Source organism: Spongiibacter pelagi, from assembly GCF_014705705.1.
Taxonomy (GTDB): Bacteria; Pseudomonadota; Gammaproteobacteria; order Pseudomonadales; family Spongiibacteraceae; genus Spongiibacter; species Spongiibacter pelagi.
This window is the reverse complement of record NZ_JACXLD010000034.1, coordinates 1-2,866: the sequence shown is the minus strand read 5'-3', so window position 1 is coordinate 2,866 and position 2,866 is coordinate 1. Positions and strand designations below refer to the sequence as shown.

3 protein-coding genes and 1 tRNA gene are annotated in these 2,866 nt (G+C 50.8%); 2 read left to right on the top strand and 2 right to left on the bottom strand.

The genetic code is table 11. The features are described from left to right. Positions 1-670: 670 nt before the first annotated feature. Positions 671-747 (bottom strand) — tRNA-Arg (locus tag IB286_RS15245). Between the two features lie 196 nt (positions 748-943). Continuing rightward, entirely contained in the window at positions 944-1,582 is a 639-nt protein-coding gene (locus tag IB286_RS15240) for an SOS response-associated peptidase (RefSeq protein WP_190767011.1), read from the bottom strand. A 114-nt stretch (positions 1,583-1,696) separates the two neighbouring features. Here IB286_RS15240 and umuD point away from each other — a divergent pair, with 114 nt between their 5' ends. Next, positions 1,697-2,143, top strand: a complete 447-nt coding sequence (gene umuD, locus IB286_RS15235) for a translesion error-prone DNA polymerase V autoproteolytic subunit (RefSeq protein ID WP_190767009.1) — start codon at positions 1,697-1,699, stop codon at positions 2,141-2,143. Between the two features lie 5 nt (positions 2,144-2,148). After that, positions 2,149-2,763 (top strand): Y-family DNA polymerase, encoded by a 615-nt coding sequence (locus IB286_RS15230; RefSeq protein WP_190767007.1) that lies wholly within the window; start codon positions 2,149-2,151, stop codon positions 2,761-2,763. Positions 2,764-2,866 lie beyond the last annotated feature (103 nt).

Genomic DNA, 2,866 nt, shown 5'->3' with positions numbered 1-2,866 from the left:
GAAACGTGTCATCGCCGATGGTAGTGTGGGGTTTCCCCATGTGAGAGTAGGTCATCGCCAGGCTTCTAAATAAAACACCCCGGTCAGCGCAGCTGTCCGGGGTTTTTTATTTAGCCGGAGAAAGTCTCTCCCCCGTTACGCAGCTCAACGAGCTGCCATGTGATAACCGATGTCCCGAAGGGACCAGGTTAAGGCGCCAACGGCGTCGCGTAGCGATCGCAAGCATGCTTGCGACCTAATGTAGGTCATCCATCTAGTTTGTGGCGAGTCCCCAAAAGATTGCGATCACCGATCGCAACATGATGTAGGTCATCTGTTCGTCTAACTACCGCCAGCATCCTGGCGACCTAATGTAGGTCATCTGTTTTCTATACCCCCCCAAAAAAACAAAACCCCCAACCAATCTCTCGGTTGAGGGTTCTATTTTAAATGGCGTCCCGAAGAGGATTCGAACCTCTGACCTGCCCCTTAGGAGGGGGCCGCGCTATCCATAAATATATATTAAAAACAACAAGATAGTGGAATGTGATTTTCTTGTGGTGCAGTTGTGGTGCATGTTTGGCGAAAAATAATCATAACTTTTTCATTTAACCCGTGTATGGAATGCACTGTCAAATGGGAAATTGGAGGTAGTTCACAATGGCTGCACTGGAAGTGCTCGAGAGGAAAGTGGCGTCCCCGGCAGGATTTGAACCTGCGACCTAGCGCTTAGGAGGCGCTTATTCTATCCAGCTGAACTACGGGGACTTGAATGAGCGATGGATTTTACCGATGTTGGATCGAGTTGGCTAATATAGACCGGGATTTGAATGACCTTTTTTACTTCTTCTAGGTATGGTCAATTTTCGTGTGGTCAGCAGTGCGAACCAGCAAAGAAAATCACACCATTTTTACGAAGCCCCATCTCCACCGGCAGAAAAGTCATTTCGAAATTTCTTCCCATTCATAATTTTTGAGGCCAAACTTTCTCACGCCCAGAGTTAATCCTCGGATCTACCGCTCGGGTTTCGAGCAGTATAGCCGCACCACTGACCGCCTCCTTGGCCTCAGGGCCAGAGAGGCTGTGATCCAACCAAGTATCAACTAGCTCATCATGCAGCACTACCGGCATACGGTGGTGATACTGCTCAAACTCAGAATTGGCAGGCTGGGTGAGTATCGACACAGACAACAGTTCTTCCTGCCATATCTCCCAGATAGCCGCCAAAGCCAAGGGCGCGGTTTCCCCCTCGGAATAATACGGCTGTTTCTTTCCCTGTTCAGTCTTCCACTCCACAAAGCCCGTAGCAGGAACAATACCCCGGCGATACTTCAATGGCCCTTTGTAAGCTCTGCTGGTTTCCACCGACTCAATACGGGCATTGAACATGGCGTATTTGGTATTGGGGCCATCCGACCACCCAGGCACCAACCACCAACGCATAGGGCTGATGGTGAGCTGCCCATCCAAGTAATGAATAACCGGCACGGCCTCTGTTGGAGCGATATTCGGAGCATCGGGCAAGGTGAAATGCTCCAGCCCTAAACGGTGTAGCAGGCTCTGATTCTTGGCTTCAGGCCTGATAAAAATTCTTCCGCACATAAATCAATCACTTACTGAGTTCGGCGCTGGTTTCGCGTTTATACAGTATTGACCAGTCTACCCCCCTCAACCGATACTGTATATACAACCAGTATCATTCATCTCTGATTACTCATGGCTAACTCTGACTTTTATCCCGGTAGGTTGATACCTACCAGAGGGCGGCGACTCCGACTCCCGCTGTTTCGTGACAAGGTATCGGCAGGCTTTCCCAGCCCTGCTGAGGAGTACCTGGAGCAGAACATTGACCTCAATGACCACTTGGTGAGCCACCCCTCATCGACATTCTTCGTGCGTGCCTGTGGCGACTCGATGATTGAACTGGGTATCTTCGATGGTGACCTGCTCTTGGTTGACCGGTCTCTGCAAGCCAAGCAAGGGGATGTGGTGATTGCCGCAGTGGATGGCCAACTTACCTGTAAGATTCTGGATTTAAAGCACCGGCAATTGCTCCCCGCAAACGCAAAGCATAAGCCCATCAAGTTACCTGAAGAGATGGACTTGGTGATTGAGGGGGTTGTGCCTGCCCATATCCACTACCACCGCCACTGGCCCTGGTAGCTACCATGTTTGCCTTGGTTGACTGCAATAGCTTCTATGCCTCCTGTGAACAGGTTTTTCGGCCTGATCTCAGGGGTAAGCCTGTCGTGGTACTCAGCAATAACGATGGCTTTGTGGTGGCTAGGAGTAAGGAAGCCAAGGAACTGGGTGTGCCTGATCTGACCCTGTACTTCAAAGTGGAGCCGCTACTGAAGAAGCATAAGGTCGCCGTCTTCAGCAGTAACTACCCGCTGTACGGGGATATGTCAGCCAAGGTGATGAACCTGCTCAAGACTTACTCCCCCCATGTGGAGGTCTACAGCATCGATGAGATGTTCATCCAGTTCATGGGCATGCCACCAGACCTGAAGCCACTCGGCCAATCCATCAAGCAGCGCATCTGGAAAGAAACCCGCTTGCCGGTCTGCGTGGGTATGGCGAAGTCTAAAACCCTAGCCAAGGCCGCAAACCATGCTGCCAAGAAAGTCCCGGCATTGAACGGGGTATGCCAGATAGAACGAGAAGAGCAGCGCCTCTGGGTCTTAAAGCGTATGCCTGTCGATAAAGTCTGGGGCATTGGAAGAAGGCTAAAAGCCCACCTTGAAGATATGAATATCCATACTGTGTTCGGCGACAATTAGGATGACCGGTTAGCGACAACTATCTTGGCCGGTTGGGTATGACAATAGGCATTTGTTTTCCTCCATGGAGCACAAGTGCCTGGTCAACACATTACCCACCGAC